Source organism: Serratia sp. X10, assembly GCF_017811775.1.
GTDB lineage: Bacteria > Pseudomonadota > Gammaproteobacteria > Enterobacterales > Enterobacteriaceae > Serratia > Serratia ureilytica.
Genome location: NZ_JAEIOH010000003.1, coordinates 724,887 through 742,093, shown reverse-complemented (window position 1 = coordinate 742,093; position 17,207 = coordinate 724,887). Strand labels below are relative to the sequence as shown.

Annotated in this window: 18 protein-coding genes; 6 read left to right on the top strand and 12 right to left on the bottom strand. The window is 61.1% G+C overall.

The genetic code is table 11. The features are described from left to right. Positions 1–3 precede the first annotated feature (3 nt). From J9788_RS13975 to J9788_RS13950, 6 genes are all read right to left on the bottom strand, one after another. Positions 4–708, bottom strand: coding sequence for a hypothetical protein (locus tag J9788_RS13975; RefSeq protein ID WP_094141548.1), 705 nt, complete (start codon positions 706–708; stop codon positions 4–6). 16 nt (positions 709–724) lie between these two features. Continuing rightward, on the bottom strand, positions 725–1,900 hold the full coding sequence (locus tag J9788_RS13970) for a hypothetical protein (RefSeq protein WP_182265059.1): 1,176 nt from the start codon (positions 1,898–1,900) through the stop codon (positions 725–727). Further along, on the bottom strand, positions 1,897–3,183 hold the full coding sequence (locus tag J9788_RS13965; protein ID WP_182265058.1) for a hypothetical protein: 1,287 nt from the start codon (positions 3,181–3,183) through the stop codon (positions 1,897–1,899). Before J9788_RS13965 ends, J9788_RS13970 begins: the two co-directional genes overlap by 4 nt. Positions 3,184–3,236: 53 nt before the next feature. Beyond that, a complete protein-coding gene (cybB, locus tag J9788_RS13960; RefSeq protein ID WP_182265132.1) occupies positions 3,237–3,761 on the bottom strand; it encodes a cytochrome b561 in 525 nt (174 codons plus the stop codon). A gap of 277 nt (positions 3,762–4,038) precedes the next feature. After that, a complete protein-coding gene (locus J9788_RS13955) occupies positions 4,039–5,640 on the bottom strand; it encodes an ABC transporter substrate-binding protein (RefSeq protein WP_182265057.1) in 1,602 nt (533 codons plus the stop codon). Between the two features lie 128 nt (positions 5,641–5,768). Beyond that, positions 5,769–6,149, bottom strand: coding sequence for a helix-turn-helix domain-containing protein (locus tag J9788_RS13950; RefSeq protein ID WP_046897591.1), 381 nt, complete (start codon positions 6,147–6,149; stop codon positions 5,769–5,771). Between the two features lie 84 nt (positions 6,150–6,233). Here J9788_RS13950 and J9788_RS13945 point away from each other — a divergent pair, with 84 nt between their 5' ends. After that, a complete protein-coding gene (locus J9788_RS13945; protein ID WP_182265056.1) occupies positions 6,234–7,001 on the top strand; it encodes an NAD(P)H-dependent oxidoreductase in 768 nt (255 codons plus the stop codon). Here the strand turns inward: J9788_RS13945 and J9788_RS13940 are convergent. Then, entirely contained in the window at positions 6,998–7,246 is a 249-nt protein-coding gene (locus J9788_RS13940; RefSeq protein ID WP_019454278.1) for a hypothetical protein, read from the bottom strand. The genes J9788_RS13945 and J9788_RS13940 overlap by 4 nt on opposite strands. A gap of 192 nt (positions 7,247–7,438) precedes the next feature. On the opposite strand from J9788_RS13940, the gene J9788_RS13935 reads away from it, so the two are divergent. After that, positions 7,439–7,843 carry an Exc2 family lipoprotein gene (locus tag J9788_RS13935; protein ID WP_182265055.1) on the top strand — a complete coding sequence of 135 codons (405 nt, stop codon included), beginning with the start codon at positions 7,439–7,441 and terminating at the stop codon, positions 7,841–7,843. A gap of 108 nt (positions 7,844–7,951) precedes the next feature. Continuing rightward, on the top strand, positions 7,952–8,593 hold the full coding sequence (locus J9788_RS13930; RefSeq protein WP_182265054.1) for a DsbA family protein: 642 nt from the start codon (positions 7,952–7,954) through the stop codon (positions 8,591–8,593). A 35-nt stretch (positions 8,594–8,628) separates the two neighbouring features. Here J9788_RS13930 and J9788_RS13925 read toward each other — a convergent pair whose 3' ends face one another. Next, positions 8,629–9,351, bottom strand: coding sequence for a phosphatase PAP2 family protein (locus J9788_RS13925; RefSeq protein WP_046897589.1), 723 nt, complete (start codon positions 9,349–9,351; stop codon positions 8,629–8,631). A gap of 223 nt (positions 9,352–9,574) precedes the next feature. Between J9788_RS13925 and feaR the strand changes: the two genes are divergently transcribed. Further along, positions 9,575–10,474 (top strand): transcriptional regulator FeaR, encoded by a 900-nt coding sequence (gene feaR / locus J9788_RS13920; protein WP_182265053.1) that lies wholly within the window; start codon positions 9,575–9,577, stop codon positions 10,472–10,474. Between the two features lie 33 nt (positions 10,475–10,507). Here the strand turns inward: feaR and J9788_RS13915 are convergent, their stop codons facing one another. Both J9788_RS13915 and leuE read right to left on the bottom strand, forming a co-directional pair. Then, positions 10,508–12,007, bottom strand: a complete 1,500-nt coding sequence (locus tag J9788_RS13915; RefSeq protein WP_182265052.1) for an aldehyde dehydrogenase family protein — start codon at positions 12,005–12,007, stop codon at positions 10,508–10,510. A gap of 159 nt (positions 12,008–12,166) precedes the next feature. Continuing rightward, on the bottom strand, positions 12,167–12,805 hold the full coding sequence (leuE, locus tag J9788_RS13910) for a leucine efflux protein LeuE (protein ID WP_004940625.1): 639 nt from the start codon (positions 12,803–12,805) through the stop codon (positions 12,167–12,169). 237 nt (positions 12,806–13,042) lie between these two features. Between leuE and J9788_RS25105 the strand changes: the two genes are divergently transcribed. Continuing rightward, positions 13,043–13,327 (top strand): Ada metal-binding domain-containing protein, encoded by a 285-nt coding sequence (locus J9788_RS25105; protein WP_227414557.1) that lies wholly within the window; start codon positions 13,043–13,045, stop codon positions 13,325–13,327. Here the strand turns inward: J9788_RS25105 and tehB are convergent. Beyond that, positions 13,230–14,093 carry an SAM-dependent methyltransferase TehB gene (gene tehB / locus J9788_RS13895; protein WP_182265051.1) on the bottom strand — a complete coding sequence of 288 codons (864 nt, stop codon included), beginning with the start codon at positions 14,091–14,093 and terminating at the stop codon, positions 13,230–13,232. The genes J9788_RS25105 and tehB overlap by 98 nt on opposite strands. A 178-nt stretch (positions 14,094–14,271) precedes the next feature. Here tehB and J9788_RS13890 point away from each other — a divergent pair, with 178 nt between their 5' ends. After that, positions 14,272–15,375: a DUF1615 domain-containing protein gene (locus tag J9788_RS13890; RefSeq protein ID WP_046897586.1), complete on the top strand. Its 1,104-nt coding sequence runs from the start codon at positions 14,272–14,274 to the stop codon at positions 15,373–15,375. 52 nt (positions 15,376–15,427) lie between these two features. Here J9788_RS13890 and J9788_RS13885 read toward each other — a convergent pair whose 3' ends face one another. Continuing rightward, complete coding sequence (locus J9788_RS13885) at positions 15,428–17,107, bottom strand: alpha-keto acid decarboxylase family protein (RefSeq protein WP_046897585.1); 1,680 nt, start codon at positions 17,105–17,107, stop codon at positions 15,428–15,430. Between the last annotated feature and the right edge of the window lie 100 nt (positions 17,108–17,207).

Below are 17,207 nucleotides of genomic sequence, written 5' to 3'. Positions count from 1 at the left end.
GGCTTAAGGCAGCACCCTGACTTCGCCGTTGTGCAAGGTCAGCACCGCGATCGGGCTGCCGGAGAAGCACTCCCTAAAGATCCAGTCGCTGGGCCGAAACGCCGCCGCAGGCAGCCCGGCCTGCCACTCCTCCCACTGCGGGATCGGCTTATCCGGCGGTAAAGAGAAAGAGACCAGCCAACCGGCTTGGCAGTGCGCCGTTTGGCCGGTTGGACGGGTGAAGGTATGCGCACCTGCCAGCTCCATCACCGGCGGTAAAACCTCGAAGGCGATGATCGGCACGCCGGCCACGTTCTGTGGCTGAGGAAAACGCACGGCGGTCACGCCGTCCATTGTGATGGGGCTGTCTTCGGTGCCGGGCTGGCGTGGTTCCTGGCGGTTTACCCAGCTTCCCTTTGGCAGGGTGATTTCGCCGAACGGCCTGGCCGCCTCGAGCGTCAGGTAGCTGCGCTGATTCCAGCGTTCTTCCGCCCGCTGGCTCTTGATATCCTGGATGGCGATGTCGATCAGCATCAGCGCGAACGCCACCGGGTAGATCGCCAACGCCGAGGCCAACAGATAACCGCCCCAGGAAAGCGGCGGGCGCGGGCGGCGGCAGCGGGCGGCGGCGTAGCGCCAGCCCCACCAGGCGAGCAGGATGCCGGCGAGCAGCAGCGCCAACAACAGCGCCACCAGCCCCGCGACGCCGGCGCCATAGCCTAACAGCATGGCAGGTTCCTCATGTTCATGGCGTGGTGGAGCGATAGCGAACGAAGTAGGGCAGCGCCGGGGTCTCCCCGTCATCGCCATAGTGGCTTTCCGGTTCGATCACGGTTTGGCGTGCGTCGTCGCGCCCGTTGTAGCGGTACTCCAACGGCTGTCGGTAGCGCACTGAGGATGAACGCAGATCGAAAATCAGCGAAAGGCGCGCATCGCCGTTATCCGTTTGGGCGACCAGCTTGTCGTTGCCCGCCCACAGCTGATACAGCGATTTATCGCCGTTTTCCAACAGCACCGCCAACTGCCCGTCGGATTGATAGCGCAGAAGCTGATACAGCCCTCTGTCCAGCGTTTGGGCGATCAGGTAGATGCCGCCATCCGGAGCCTGCGCGCTTTCCTTGACGCGCACCGTTAGCCAATGCAGTTCGGCCACCTCGCCGGTTTTGCCGTTAACGGCGATGTGCAAGGCGCCGGAACCGAGCACCGGGTTCATCCAAAACAGCACGCGATCGCCATCAACGGCGGTAAAGATCTCGGGCATGGATTTGCGAACAGCTCTGCCGAAACGCGTCGATGACTCCTCCTCGCCGCGCTCAAAGCCCAGCAGCTGTCGCTCATCCAACAGCGCCGGCAGATCCAGCGTCTGCCGCCAATGGGCGCCAAAGTCCGGGCTGTAGAATACGCCTTCGGTGCTGATAAAATACAGCGCGCGCTTTCCCGACAGCGCCACCAGTTTGCCGCCGATCAAGAAAGGCTGGTTGTCGTCGCCCTCCGGCCAAGGGATCAGCGCCCCGATGGTGCCCTGCTGCACATCGACCAGCCGGCGTCCCTTGGAAAGAAAAAGCACGCACTCCTGCTCGACGCAAACCGCATCGTAGATTGATTCGTCGAGTTGCCCCAGCATCTGCAACCCCTTCGGGCCGGTGAATAACACCTGGCTGAAGTAGTTGGCCGCCCTGCCGTAGACGCTGTTGTAGGCGCTGGTCTCACTTCTTTTGCTGATGAGCAGCAGAGCGCCGTCCTGCGCCGGGTAGCTGTGGATGAGATCGTAACGGGCTATTGTCGGCAACGCCTCGTCGCTTTGGGTCCATTGCCACTGCGCATAGCGTTGTTCAGGAGCGAGGAAATAGGCGCCCAGCGCGCTGGCCAAAAACAGCGTCAGGATAATAAGGGGTCTTTTATAAAGCGCTAGCGTCATCATTTCAGCTCCGTCACCTGTTCCTGCCGCCATAGCCTGCGGCGCAGATTGCGCAGGTATTTGAACGTCTTAAACGTGCGGTGCTGCTCAAAAGCGTAGAGGCGGCAGATCTGGGCGAAGCCCTCGATCAGCAGCGCCAGGCCGCTGACCATCAGCATCATCAGCAGCAGAATCGGCGGCAACTCACTGCCGAGGCGCTTCAGGGTCCAGGCATCCAGGTAAAAGCCCGCTGGGGTATCGGCGTTATCCCACACGATCAGGCCGAGCATCAAACACATCATGATCGCGCCCAGGATGAAAACGACACGCGCGCTCAGGTTAAGGCCGGCTTCGGTGAAGTAGCGATTGCCGCCGATGAGATAGGTCTGGCGGTCGCGATGATTGATGATCCCGCGCACCGTCGGCAATTCGGGGACGGTGTTGTTCTCGCAGTACAACACCTGCAGCGGATCGCCCTTAGCGATGAAAAGCGGATGCTGCCGACGAAATACCGGATGCAGTTTGGTCGTGAGGACGTTGAGCGCGCGGGTCGTCACCGCGAAGTGCGTCTCGTTCTGACGCCACGTGTAAGTGTCCAAATACTGCACCTGCTGTGGGATCTCATAGTGGCTGAGTTTGTAGCTCAGGGCATTGACCGTCTCGATGCCGGAGGCCTCGACGCCGTCCGGGAGGGGAGGCGCGGTCTGCAGCGGTGCGGTCGTCGGCACGGCGTCTGCGCGGACGGCCCGGTATCTGATGCCGGGGATTTTCAGGCTGAGCGAGCCGGGCGGGGTGACGTCTTGCCCCAGCAGCACGCGATCCAGCGCCCTGAGCAGGCGCCTGCGGCCACGGTGCCCGATCAGCAGAAGCTCTGAACCGACGAACAACACCATGCCAACACCGATAAGACCGGCGATGATGGCGATAAAGAACAGGACGAGGGCCAGCCAGGAATCTTCCCGGTCCATGATGAAAACGGCGGCCGGGAAGCCGCAGGCCAGCGCCGCGCCCAGCAGCAGCAGGACGAAGTATTTCAGCTTGTATTTCAGCGTTCTGTCGGGCTCCAGCCGGCCTTTCGTGTCGTGCAGCAGCCAGTGTAGCCAGTAGCTGCCGTCCCGCAGGCGGTGAGCGCCGATCTTCACCCGATCGCCGGCGGCGAGCGTGGCCAGCAGATTTTTGCTGTCGCTGAAGTCGTCACGGTAAAAAAAGAACGTCTGGCCGGAGGCGATGATCCTCACCAGATTGTTGGGCGCCGTCTGCTGGTAGGCGCATTGTTCGACGGTCACATTAAAAAATTGGGTTTGCATGTCATTCCCTGTTAGCGGGCGGGGCCCGAAAATTCATCCCTGGCGCCGGATATTCAGCGCTTTTTCATCAACGGCAGCATGCGCACCAGCGCATTGTCCTTGACGATGTAGTGGTGGAACAGCGCGGCGGCGGCATGCAGGCCGATCAGCCAGTAGCCGAATGACGCCAGCGTTTTGTGCCAGCCGATAATCATCCGCGCCCGCGGCCGATCGGCCACCTCGGCGAACGGCATCGGCAGGCCGAACAGGTACCACTCTTTGCCGCCCAGATAGCGCGAATACACTCCCAGTACCGGCAGCGTCAACAGTAGCAGGTAAATCAGGGTATGCGTCAGGTGGGCCATGCCGGTTTGCCACTTCGGCGGTTTGGGCTCGATGGCGGGCGAGGCGTGGCGCCGGCGCAGGAGCAGGCGGGCCAGCATCAGCGCAAACACCGTCACGCCGCAGCTGAAGTGGGTGACGACCAGCGCGTACCACGGTGCGCTGCCCGGTTCGGCAAAGCCCCGCAGCTCGATGGTGACGCAGGTGATGGCCAGCAGGATCGCCACCAGCCAGTGCAGGCGAATTTGCCACGGCATGTAGGTGTTCTGCACCGGGTTACCTTTTGATGTTAAACGGGCTGTGCGCCGATGGTAACGAAATGTTACATCGGAGGAAAGCGCGTGCGCGCAATTTAGGCAAAACGCCAGGCTCAACTCACTTATTAAGCTATTGGTTTAGTGGGTTATGCGCCTGATGGCAGGGGAGGCCGTGAACGTCGTAAGGTATGAAGTTAACAGGCGGTAGATTCCGAGGCCGGCAGCTTATCAAGCGATGAGGCGGGTTGCGCCGCAGCCCTCGCTGCGGCGCCTGGGATCAGTTCAATTTGGCCTTGGCGAAATCGCTGCCATTCACGTCCACCACGTAGCCGCTCAGGTTGCTGCGGGTGGCGTAGAACACTTTGCCGGTGGCCAGCGGCAGCCACGGCGCCTGTTTGGCGAAGATCACCTGCGCCTGTTGATACAGCTTGGCGCGCGCCTGCGGCTGGTTCTCCTGGATCGCCTGCTGGATCAGTTTGTCGTAATCCTTATCGCACCAGCGCGCCACGTTGGCGCCGCTCTGCACGCCGGCGCAGCCGAGCAGGGTGGCGAAGTTATCCGGATCGCCGTTGTCCGATACCCAGCCGTACAGCGCGCTCTGCTGCTCGCCTTTGCGCAGCCCGGCCAGATACTGGCCCCACTCCCAGGTGACGATCTTGGCCTTCACGCCCACCTTCGCCCAGTCGCTCTGGATCATCTCGGCGATGCGCTTCGAGTTCGGGTTGTAAGGGCGCTGTACCGGCATCGACCAGATGTCGGTCTCAAAACCCTGCTCCAGCCCGGCCTGCTTCAACAGCTCGCGCGCCTTTTGCGGATCGTAGGCGTATTCCGGCAGCTTGTCGTTGTAGCCCAACATGCCCGGCGGCAGCAGCGAATTGGCCGGTGTGCCGCTGTCTTTGAACACCGCGGCGACGATCGCTTTCTTGTCCACCGCGTAGCTCAGCGCCTGACGTACCAGCAGATTGTCGAACGGTTTTTTCTGGGTATTGAACGCCAGATAGCCGACGTTCAGCCCGGTGATGTCGTGCAGCTGCAGGTTGCCGTCGGCCTTGATGGCGGCGAACTGTTCCGGCAGCGGCGCGGGGATGATCTGGCATTCGTTGGTTTTCAGCTTGGCCAGCCGGGTTTGCGGATCCGGCGTAATGGAGAAGATCAGGTGCTTGCTGGCCACTTCGCCCTGCCAGTAGTGCGGGTTGGCGATGTAGCGGATCAGCGAATCCTGCTTGTACTGCTGCAGCGCAAACGGCCCGGTGCCGATCGGCCAGTTGTCGACGTATTCCGGCGTGCCCTTTTTCAGCATCGCGTCGGCGTACTCGGCGGACAGGATCGAGGCGAAATCCATCGCCCAGTCGGCGACGAAGGCGGCGTTGGGCTGGCTCAGCGTGAAGCGCACGTGGTGCTCGTCCACCGCTTCCACCTTGGTGATTAGCTTATCCAGACCCATATCGGTGAAGTATTCATAGTTGCCGCCGGAGACCTTGTGATACGGGTTGGCAGGATCCTTCTGCCGCATCACGGTGAACACCACGTCTTTGGCGTTGAAGTCGCGTGTCGGAGTGAAGTATTTGTTGCTGTTGAATTTCACCCCCTGGCGCAGGGTAAAGGTGTAGGTCTTGCCGTCCGGGCTGACGCTCCACTCGGTGGCCAGCGACGGGGCAGGCGTTTTATCGCTTTCGCGCAGCGTCACCAAACGGTTGTACAGCACCTGCGAGGTGGCGATAAAGGTCGGGCCAGAACTGGAGAGCTGCGGGTTGAACGATTCCGGCGAGGCAACGGTGCAGTACACCAGCGCATCGGAAGCGGCCAGCGCGCCGCCCGCCGACAACAGGCCGCAGCCGGCCAGCGCCAGCGCGGCGATTGGGTGTTTTGAAAACGTCAAGGCAAGATCCTCAGGTGGAGTGGGCCGTTACCGGCGAATTGAATTAACTATAGATAACGGATGGCGAGACCGGGAACAAGCGTCTCACCTGCGCATTCTGTGCGCCGCGCGTTGCTTGCCAAACCGCTTTACTCGGTCTCGCGCTTGCGGTCTGCATCATAGCGCTCGCGGGCGGCGTCCAGCTCGGGGAAATGGTATTCCGCCCAGCGGTCCAGCGCCGTCAGCGTCTCGACCAGCGAGCAGGCGACGGCGCTGAGCCGATATTCCACATGTGTCTGATTCTTTTCACTTAAATCCAGCCGTTCGAGCAGCCCGTTGCGTTCCAACTGGCGCAGCGTTTGCGTCAGCACCTTCTGCGAAATGCCGTCTATGCGGCGCAGCAGTTCGCCGTTGCGCATTGGCCGCTGCGCCAGCGCAGGCAGGATCAACATCACCCACTTGCCGGAAATCAGCGCCAGCGCATCGCGCGCAGAGCACTTGCTCGAATAGACGTCGCCGGGATAAGCCATTGGGGGTTACCTTCAGGTGCGTAATTGCCAAGGGTGCGGTAAAGCCACAGCATAGCAGCACCACCATACAACGGGAGAAACAGGATGAACGTGCTGATTGTGCTGGCTCACCCCGAGCCGCATTCCTTCAATGCCCATTTGGCCGAACAGGCGCGGCAGGCCTGCCTGGCGCAGGGGCATCAGGTGAAGATGGTCGATCTGTATCAGGAGGGATTTGATCCGCGCGAGGGCGCCGGCCATTACCCCAGAAGAAAGCAGGCGGACAGATTTGATGCGATGCAGGAGCAGCGCCATCACTGGACGACTCAGGCGCTGCCGGCGGAGATCCGGCGGCATATCGAGCTGCTGCAGTGGGCGGATACGCTGGTGCTGCAGTTTCCCTTCTGGTGGTTCGGCGCGCCGGCCATCATCAAAGGCTGGATGGATCGGGTGTTCGTTTACGGCGGGATCTACGACAGCCGCCACCGCCATGAGAACGGCGTAATGCGCGGCAAACGGGCGCTGCTGACCGTCACCGCCGGCGCTTCCGCACAGGCCTGCGCGCCGAACGGGCGCGACGGTGACATGCGGCTGATGCTGTGGCCGCTCATGCATGCGCTGCACTATATCGGCTTTAGCGTGCTGGAGCCGTTCCTGGTCTATGGCGTGCGCGGCGGGTTGGCGGGCGAGGCTCTGCAGGCGCAAAACGCCGCGTTGGCGCAGGTGACGCAGGCGTACCGGGACGGTTTGAACGCGTTTTCCGCCTGGCCGGCGGTGCCGTTCAACCGCAATGAAGATTTTGACGCCGATCTGGCGCTGAAGCCCGGCGCGCCGGTGTATAGCCCGTTCGTGCGACACTGCGATTCGGATTAAAATCCGGCCTTCAGCAGTTCCTCGCGCAAGTCGTCGATAATCGCTGGTTCGATGTCGGGGAACTGCTGCTGAATATCGGCGATGGCTTCGGCCACGCTGGGGCCGGCGAAGGTGCCGGAGAAGGGCAGCAGCGGCAGGTTGGCGTCGCTGTCCGGCAGTTCACCGCGGATGGTGCCGGTGATCATGCCCGCTTTTTTTTCCGCCGTGAGGTCGTACTCTCCCACGTTTTTGTCGATCGGTTTCATTGGCCGCCTCGCTGTCGGTGAGTGTTTACCCTGTCTGTTAAAGCATAGTGTTTCAGGCAATGAATACCAATCAATGTATATAATATTAATATAAAACAATGTGATGCGCGTTTTGTCGTTTGACGTTCGCCGGGAGCCAGCGCTATGCTCTTGGCGCTAAAGGAACCTTCCTCACTGACAGGGACAGACGACATGAAAAGACTGAAAAGCGCGGCGCTGTTGCTGCCGCTGTTGGCGCTCAGCGCCTGCACCCATCACCTCAGCAGCGCCGAGCTGCATGCCAAGCACTACATTTATCAAACCCGCGACGACTTCGAGCCGGGGTTCCGCACCGATGTGAACGGCAGTATTAAGAACGCCGTGCCGATGTTCGAACAGTTCTACCAGCTGGGGAAAAAGGATCGCGCGGCAGGCGTGGCGCGCAGCGAAGCGCAGAAAAAGGCCGATTATCTGGCCAGCCCGGAATTCCAGCAGAACATGGAACACAAAACCATTTTCATCAACCGCACTTACAGCGGCTCCGACAACCCTAAACGCCGCCAGGTGCTCTCGCAGGAAGCGGTGGGCGCTTATTGGGACGGCTACGAAGGGCGCTGAACATAATCCCTCACAAATAGAAGGTAATAAAAACTGGTCTTCTGGCGGTTATTTGATTATAAAAACCGCCGCTAAGGACGATGTTCATAGATGAAACCAGGAGTGTTTATGTTGGCAAAAGTTAAGCGTTCGTTCGCCGCCGCCGTCGTATTGATGTTGGCGCTGCCCGCGGTTCAGGCCGCGGATTACCGCGCGGGCGAGCAATACACCCGGCTGGATAAGCCGGTGGCCGCCGCGCCGGCGGTGGTGGAGTTCTTCTCCTTCTACTGCGGCCCTTGTTATCAGTTCGCCGAAACTTACCGCGTGGGCAGCACCGTGGCGCAGGCGCTGCCCGCGGGCGAGAAGGTCACCAAATATCACGTCAGCCTGATGGGCAAACTGGGCAATGCGCTGACCGAAGCCTGGGCGGTGGCGACGGTGCTGGGCGTGGAAGACAAGATTGAAGGGGCGATGTTCGACGCGGTGCAGAAACAGCGCGCCGTCAACAGCGCCGACGATATACAGCGGGTGTTCACGGCGGCCGGCATCGATGCCGCCACCTATGAAAACGCGCGCCACAGCCTGCTGGTCAAAGGGTTGATCGCCAAACAGAATGAAGCGGTGAAAGCGTTTGACGTGCGCGGCACCCCGTCGTTCTACGTGGCCGGCCAATACAAGATAGACAATGCCGGCATGGCCGCCAGCAGTGTTGAAGGCTACGCCAAAGAGTACGCGGCGGTGGTGCGTTACCTGTTGGACAAACAACCATAAACCAGGCCGTCAGGGCCCGGTGTCAGCCGCCGGGTCTATTTCGCCGCGGGTAAATCCAGCGCCTGACGCAGCTCATCACGGGCTTGCCGATACTGCTGCTGGAAATCCTGCTGTTGCGAAAGCTGCTGGCTGATCACGCTGCCGGCGATGCGGCCCATCTCGATATCGGAAGGGTAGTGGATCCCCGCCACCACCCGGTTGTCGCCATATTGCCAGGCGCGCGTCATGATGGCGGCGCGCTTCTCCGGCACCATGTTGGCCAGGGTGATGCCCATCAGCGTGCCCAGCGTGGTGTGGCCGGAAGGCCAGGAGCCGGAGCTAGAGCGCTTGACGATCGGCTCGATGCGGCTGTCCAGCATATGCGGGCGCGGGCGCTTCCAGAAATCTTTCGCCGGATCGACCACCGCCGCTTCGGTCGCGACGATGCGATCGAAGAAGGCGCTCACGGCCGGCAACGCTTCGGCGTTGAACTTCGGCCCCATCACATTGCTGTACACCCAGACGTTCTCTTCCGCATCCGCCTTGGCCTGGCTGGCCATTTCCGGCGTGCGTTTTTGCTGCATGTCGAGGACTTCCCGCAGTTCGCGCTGGGTCTGCGCCGAGTCGTTGGCCGGCGGCGGCGGCAGGATGTGGGTCAGATCCACCTGCTGCGCGGTGGTGAACGGTTGGGCTTCCTCTGCCGCCTGCGCATGGAACGCGGCCAGGGCGCTGGTGGTAAACAAACACAGCGCTAAAACAGATTTTTGCAATGATTTCATCGGGTCATGTCCAGGGTGTCAACGTGAAGGGGGAGCAGCCTGTATCTTTGGCGAGGCCTGTGAAGATGAGATGACGATTTCGTGACGGATTGATGACGACGCGCCGGGCGAACTGTGATCGCGGTGCCAATTCCCCCGCTCGCCATTGATTGTGTGTTAACGGATTGTTATGGTGATTTTCTGTTCAACGGCGCAGCGCCGCCGGCGTTTGAAGGGAGAGATCATGACGGCATTGGCAATGCTCCGCGACGCCGGCTTCGAAGAGTGGCTAGGCAAAATCAACACCGCCTGCGGCAGGTTCTGCGCGAAAACGCTGGGGCCGGGTTTCAGCGGGGCGATGCAGGAGTTCCGCGCCCATGCGCTGCGTCTGAGCGTGGTCGACGTGGCCCAGGCCCGGCTGTATCGCACGCCGCGTGAAATCGCCCGCAGCGACGGCGCGCACTTTTTTACCGTCTTCCAGCTGCGCGGCAGCGCGTTGATGGAGCAGGGCGATCGCCAAACGCTGCTCTCTCCCGGCGACATGACGCTGATCGACGCCTCACAGCCCAGCAGCTTCACCTTCCAGCGCGATTCGCGCCAAATCTCTTTGCTACTGCCGCGCGGCTGCCTGCCGCTGCCGCCGCCTTGCGCGCAGCGTCTGGGGGCGGAGCTGAGCGCGGTGCGCCTCAGCCGCCAGCTGGTGCTGAGCAGCATGCAGGATCCTCAGCTCGCCGCAGCGGAAAGCGAGGCGGTGCTGAATGCGCTGGCGGCGCTGCTGCGCCCGGCTCTGGCGCTTGAACAGGCGCGGCCGGAGGGGCAACACTCGGTCTTTGACAAGGCGCTGGCGTTGATCGACAGGCATATCCAGTCGGCGCAGCTGCGTCCTGAGTGGGTGGCGGCCGAGCTGGGGGTATCGTTACGCAGCCTGTATCGGCTGTTCGCCCGTCAGGGGCTGGTGGTGGCGCAGTACATCAGGAACCGCAGGCTGGATCTGTGCGCGCAGGCGCTGCGCAGCGCCGCCGGGCAGGAAAAGCTGGCCGTCATCGGCCTTGATTGGGGTTTCGCCGATCACAGCCATTTCTCGACCGCTTTCAAGCAGCGTTTCGGCATGTCGCCGAGCGAGTACCGTCGGCAGTATCAGTAAGTCAGGGCGCGGGCCAGGCCCGCGCCGCTGCACTCAATAGCGGATGCAGACCGATTTCGACTCGGTGTAGGCATCCAGCCAATCCGGGCCGAAATCGCGGCCGCTGCCCGACTGTTTGAACCCGCCGAACGGCATGTTCGGGTCGATCAACGTATGGGTGTTGACCCACACGGTGCCGGCCTGAATACGCGGCGTCAGCGCCATCGCTTTTTGCAGGCTGGTGGTCCACAGGCTGGCGGTCAGCCCGAAGTCGGTGTCGTTGGCTTTGCTCAGCGCCTCTTCGGCGCTCGCCACCCGGATCAGGTTAACCACCGGGCCGAACACTTCCTCGCGCGTCAGGTTCAGCCGGTCATCCGGGTTGATCACCAGCGTCGGCGGAATGTAGAAGCCGTTGGCGTCCGGGCCGGCCGCGCCGCCGATAAGCTCGGCGTTTTTCGCCCGGGCGTCGTCCAGGTAGGCCGCCACCTTGTTGCGGTGCGCGAGCGACACCAGCGGGTTGATTTGCGCCCCGGTATCCATCCCCGGCCCGACCGACAGCGATTTCACCGCCTGTTCGAATCCGGCCACCAACCGATCGTAAATCGGCGCTTCGATATAAATTCGCGAGCTGGCGGCACATACCTGCCCCTGGTTGAGGAAGCTGCCGAGCATCAGGCCTTCGATCACCTGCTGCGGATCGGCATCTTGCAGCACGATGGCCGGGTTTTTACCGCCCAGCTCCAGCGTCACGCGGGTCAGGCGATCCGCCGCCGCCCGCGCGATGCTTTTGCCCACCGGCGTGGAGCCGGTAAAGCTGACTTTGGCGATCAGCGGATGTTCGGTCAGCGCCTTGCCGCACACGGTGCCGCGGCCGGTGACCACGTTGAACACGCCCGGCGGCACGCCGGCTTCGCTCGCCAGCTCGGCGATGCGCAGCAGGGTGAGCGGGGTGGTTTCCGACGGCTTGATGACGATGGAGCAACCCGCCGCCAGCGCCGGCATTACTTTCCACATGCCGATCATCAGCGGGAAGTTCCAGGGCACGATGCCGGCGACCACGCCGATCGGCTCTTTGCGGGTATAAACCTGATATTTGGCGCCCGGCGGCATCGGAATGGACACGTCCAGCGTCTGACCGGTGATTTTGGTCGCCAGCCCGGCGGTGTAACGCATCCAGTTCAGGGTGCTGCCGACTTCGAAAGCGCGGGCGATGTTGATGGATTTGCCCTGCTCCAGGGTTTCGAGCTGCGCCAGCTCTTCGGCGTGCTGCTCCACCAGATCGGCGAAGCGCAGCAGGATGCGTTCGCGCTCTACCGGCAGACGCTGCGCCCAGACGCCTTCGCTGAAGGCTTTGTGAGCGGACTCCACCGCCTGCGCCACGTCGTGTTCGTTGGCGTCGGCGGTGGTGGCGATTTGCTGCCCATTGGCGGGATTATACACCGCCAGGCGGCCTTCTGCGGCGGACGCGCGCCACTGGCCATCGATATACAGCCCATGCTGACGATCGAGAAAACGCGACACGCTATCCAGCACGGCTACGGTATTGTCAGACATACATCCTCCGATCAGATTCATCAGGTTATCGTTAACCCTGAGAGTCTAGATCAGCGGTAAAGCGGCGGCTTTGCTCTGCCTGACATTCGATTTGTCCTGCGTGTCATTTTGCCGTGACGGAACAGTAAACTGCGGCCGGCGGGCGCCGGCCGGGAAGGATTACGAACTCAGGGTCGCCAGACGGGTGGCGAAACCGAGGAACAGCAGGCCGATCAGGCCGTTGCCGAGCTTCGCCAGGCCTTTCTTGTGGTTGAAGAAATGCGCCAGCATCGCGCCGGAGAAGATCAGCGTGCTCATGTAGATAAAGCTGACGGCTTCGAGGATCAGCGCCAGAATGGTGAACGACAGCCCGGTGTGCGCGTAGTTGAAATCGATGAACTGCACGAAGAACGACACGTAAAACAGAATAGCTTTCGGGTTGGTCAGGCTCAGCGTCAGCGATTTGCGCAGAATGCTGTGGCCGCCTTCAATTTGCTGCTGTTGCGCCTGCGCCTTCTGCACGAAGGTGGCGTAGAGGATTTTTGCGCCAAGGAACAGCAGGTAAATCGCGCCGAGAAAACGCACCAGGGTAAACAGGAACGGCGTGGTGCGGATCAGCGAAGCCACGCCGATATAGGCGCAGAAGATCAGGATCGCATCGCCGATAAACACGCCCAGCGCCGCGGTATAGCCGGCGCGCACGCCGCGCGATATGCCGGTTTTCAGCACGTACAGCGTATTCGGCCCCGGCAGAATGATGATGAAGACCACCCCGGCCAAATAGGTCCATAAATTCAGGACGCCAAAACTCTCTAACACAATAACCTCTCCATGCGCGCAACTAACAGGCAGAAACACTGGCCACGCCCGTGGCCGGCCGCGATCCTAACGCCGTAAAACCGGGTTGGCAACGTAATAAACTTCATGTTGTTGGTTAAAAATTGTCGAAAGATTGTTGAAAACGTCGGCGCAGAATTAAAAAGCAAGAGTCGGCGTGTTTCGCCAACGACCCGTCACTATGCGGGTTAACACTGAAACCGCAGTGAGGAACGGAGGATGAAAAACGTAATCGACAGCGCCGATCCGCGCTGGCTGGCGATTGTCAGCCGCGACAAGTACGCCGACGGCCGCTTTATCTACGCGGTGAAAACCATCGACGTGTATTGCTCGCCTTCTTGCCCGTCACGCCAGCCGAATACGCGCCGGCCAACGCCACACGCTGGGGATTATCTTTCACGACGCGCTATAGCTTGCGCGCCAGCAGGGTGGCGAAGCGCAGCGAGATGCGGTTGCCGGCGGCGTCGGTCTTGTGCAGTTGGCCGACGTCTTCGTTGTATTTGAGGATCTCCCAGTCGCGATAATAATGCTTCAGCTCACCCGGCCGGAAGGTAAACGGGAACGGCAGCGGGCAGGGATAATCCTCGGTATCCATTGCCGCCACGATCAGGTTATGGCCGCCGCGCACGGTGCTGTCCTGCATGTCTTGCACGATATGCGGGATCTGCTGCCGTTCGAGGAACATCAAGACCACGGTGGACAGGATAAAGTCGTATTCGCCGCTGAAGCGGTGGGTGTTGAGATCCTGCATCCCGGCGCTCAGGCGGGTTAATTGCTCGGCGTCGACGATCTGGTTGAGGCGGGCTATCGACGGCGCGTGTTTGTCCCAGGCGGTGACGTCGAAACCTTTCAGATTGAGGTAGAGCGAATTGCGCCCGCCGCCGCAGCCCAGATCCAGCGCCTTGCCCGGCGCGATGCGCGCCGCCGCCTCGATCACTTCCGAGTGAGTGCGCGTCAGTTCGTATTTCTTGTGGTAGTAATCTTCCGGCGTGCAGTAAAACGCCAGCCGGCAGGTCATGTCGTCCGAGAAGGAAACGATGCGGTGCCACTGTTGGGGGGCGATAAACGGCGGCTGGCTTTCAGGGCTAAACTGCCAGGTCTCGGTGGTGGCGCCGTCTTCGGTCATCATGGCGAACGTCAGGCTGCCGCTCAGCACGGTGAGTTTCGCCCAGGTGCCGCTCTGGGTGTTGTGGCGCTGACGAAAGGCTTCCGGCAGCGTGTCGCTGTTCCATTCCGGCAGGGTTTTATAGCAAAGCAACTGCTGCTCCATAGGGGGCTCCTCTGGCTGGGCAAGCAAAGTGATTTATATGATGCATATAAAATACATCTTTATCGATCGTTTGAACATAGCAGCCTGAAGGAAAGGCGCGGGGAGATCTTTATGCTGGATTGTGCGCGGCGGCTGGGCTAATTTCAGTGCTGTTCATGTCATCACGTTCAGGGAAAAGATGCCGATACGCCGTTTATGCCACCCGAAGCCCCTCCGTTTGCTGAGCCTGGCCGCGCTGCTGGCGCTGGCGGGCTGTACCAGCAAAACCACCACCACCTCGCCGGCGGCGCGCCCCGCCGACGTCAAAGCGCGACTGATGACGCTGATCCCGGCCAATGCCGGCGATCGTCAGGGGTGGGCCACCGATATCACCGCCGCGTTCGCCGCGCAGGGCATCGAGCCGAGCGATGAGAACCTGTGCTCGGTGCTGGCGGTCACCGAACAGGAGTCGACGTTCCAGGCTAACCCGCAGGTGCCGGGGCTGCCGAAGATCGCCTGGAAGGAGATCGACCGCCGCGCCGATCAGATGCATATCCCGAACTTTTTGGTGCATACCGCGTTGAAGATCTCGTCGTCGAACGGCCAGAGCTACAGCGAGCGCCTGGATAAGGTGCGTACCGAAAAGGATCTGAGCGATATCTTCGATGACATGATCGACCGCGTGCCGATGGGGCAGAAGCTGTTCGGTCATTTGAACCCGGTTCATACCGGCGGCCCGATGCAGGTGAGCGTCGCCTTCGCCGAGGCGCATGCCAAAGGGTATCCTTATCCGGTTGATGGTTCGATTCGGCGCGAAGTCTTCAGCCGACGCGGCGGCATGTACTTCGGCATTATGCATTTGTTGGGGTACCCGGCCGATTATAGCCGGCCGATTTACCGCTTTGCCGACTTCAACGCCGGCTGGTACGCCAGCCGCAACGCGGCGTTCCAAAACGCGGTCAGCCGGGCGAGCGCCATTCCGCTGGCGCTGGACGGCGATCTGATCGACTTTGGCAGCGACAAGCCCGGCTCCACCGAGCTGGCGGTGCGCACGCTCGGCAAGCGCCTGAACATGAGCGACAGCGCCATTCGCCGGGCGCTCGAGAAAGGCGACACGGCCGACTTTGCCGATACCGACCTGTATAAGAAGGTCTATGCGCTGGCGGGCGGCAAGCTGCCGCGCGAGATGCTGCCGGGCATCCAACTGGAAAGCCCGAAAATCACCCGTAAGCTGACTACCGCCTGGTTCGCCAAGCGGGTGGATGAACGCCGCCAGCGCTGCATGGCGCGCGCCGGCGGTTAACCCTAAAGAAAACGCCGCCGGTGGCCTGAGTCACCGGCGGCGCGATCGCGCATCAGGCGCTGCGGCGCGGGTTGGTCAGGCCGAAGTTAAAGCTGTTGCAACGGTTGCAGAACTCTTTCATCACCGGCGGCGTGTCCATCATCGGCACTTTCACCTCGATAAACGCCAGCCTATCCTGCCGCGAGGCGTGTTCCAGGGCCATTTCCAGCTGTTGCGTGGTTTCCACTGCCACGCTGAACGGCTGCGATCGAGTATTCAGCACCGCCGGCAGTTTGGCGTAATCCCACGGGCTGATGTCGTTGTAGGACGAGCTTTCGCCGAGGATATAGCGTTCGATGGTGTAACCGTCGTTATTGATCAGGAAGATGATCGGCTTTTGCTCGCAGCGCAGCAGGGTGGAGACTTCCTGCGCGGTCAACTGGAAGGACCCGTCGCCGATGAACAGCAGGTGGCGGCGTTCTGGGGCCGCCATCAGGGTGCCGAGCAGCGCCGGCAAGGTATAGCCGATCGAGCCCCAAATCGGTTGGTTGACCACCTTGACGCCGTCTGGCATGCGCATGCCGCCGATGGCCGCGCCGGAGGTGCCGTTTTCCACCACCACCACGTCATCCGCCCGGATGAAGCGCTGGATACGCCGCCACAGATAGGCCTGGTCGATAGGCGCGTCGCTCGGCGTCGCCAGCTTCTCATGCGGGTTGGGCAGCGGCGCCAGGGGCTGCGTCGGCGCGTCTTCGCTCAGATCCAACAGCGCCTGCAGCAGATCCGCCGTCGACACCGCCGGGTAGGAGGTGTTGTCCAGCTTCATCGAAAACGGCTGGATGTCCACCTGAGCGGCGGCGGGAATGTGCTGCGAGAAATAACCGGTGGTGGAATCCACCAAACGCACGCCGAAGCTCAGCACGCAGTCCGAGTGGGCCATGTGTTCATACAGTTCGGGACGCGACAGATTGCCGCTGTAGCCGCCCATCCAACCGGCGGTGTTTTCCGGGATAATGCATTTGGCGGTGGGCATATTGGTCAGCGGAATGGCGAAGCGGTGAGCGACCGCGATAACCAACTGCTGCAACTGGTAGCGATCCACCATTTGATCGACCAACATGATTGGGCGCTGTGCGCGTTTGATTTTGGTTAACAGCGCCATCGCCGCTAATTGCACATTGTATTTATCGCTCGCTGGTAATTGCGGTGCCGTCGCCGCCGCGGCGATTTCAATTTCCACATCGCATATATCCGACGGCAGCTGTAAATACACCGGTTTCTTCTCTATCCAGGCACGGGAAATAACGCGTGGGATTTCTTGTGCGGCATTTTCTGGCGTAATCAAGGCTTGCGCAACGGTGAATTGTTTAAAGCAGTTCATGACGTTGTCGAAATTGCCATCGCCCAGGGTATGGTGCAAGAGCTGGTGATTTTTCATCGCGTGCAGCGGCGGCGTGCCGGCGATGCAGATAACCGGCGAAGATTCGGCATAGGCCCCGGCGATGCCGGACAGCGCGGCCAGATCGCCGACGCCGTAGGTGACGATCAGCGCGCCGGCGCCTTTCATGCGGGCGTAACCGTCGGCGGCGTAGGAGGCGTTCAATTCATTACAGTTGCCGATAAACGCCAGCCGCTCGTCGTTTTCCAGCAGCTCCAGCAGGCTGAGGTTATAGTCGCCGGGCACGCCGTAAATACGATCGACGTTCAGGGCGTGAAGCTGTTGCAGAATGAATGACCCGATAGTTATTTTCATTGATTGCTCCGAATTATTTATCTTTATTTTGTCAGGCGAAAATCAGCAAAAATAAATTGCTGGCGATGTTGTGTCGTTAGCATTAACAGTTATTTAAAGT